Origin of the sequence: Pantoea sp. GbtcB22, from assembly GCF_019091025.1 — a bacterium.
Taxonomy (GTDB): domain Bacteria; phylum Pseudomonadota; class Gammaproteobacteria; order Enterobacterales; family Enterobacteriaceae; genus Pantoea; species Pantoea leporis.
Window position 1 is genome coordinate 1 of the sequence record NZ_JAGXKB010000079.1, and the last position, 303, is coordinate 303.

Here is a 303-nt window from a genome sequence, read left to right on the forward strand (position 1 = left end):
CATATCCGGCGAATTGATGTACTCCTTTAAGTAGATTGCATCTTCAACCGAACTGGGATTAATAGCCCCCAACAACAAGCCAAAATTCACATTATTGCTGGCACGATCATCTGAGCGTTTAATCGCGACTTTGGATTCGCTCACAAAACGCGGCTGACTGAATATTGCCAGATAAATAATCAGCAACGGCATTGGGAGAAAAATGATCGCTTTTCCGAGGTGCTGTTTAAGATTGGCGAAAGAAACACCGCCCAATCTTTTTTCAAACTTTGATAAGGTGGAATTCTCTTTTATTAACATGAA

The 303-nt window shown here is 40.9% G+C and carries 1 pseudogene; it reads right to left on the reverse strand.

Going from position 1 to position 303, the window contains the following annotated elements:
• Positions 1-300 (reverse strand): annotated as a pseudogene (locus tag KVT28_RS24835) (capsule biosynthesis protein); the annotation flags it as partial.
• Positions 301-303: the final 3 nt, after the last annotated feature.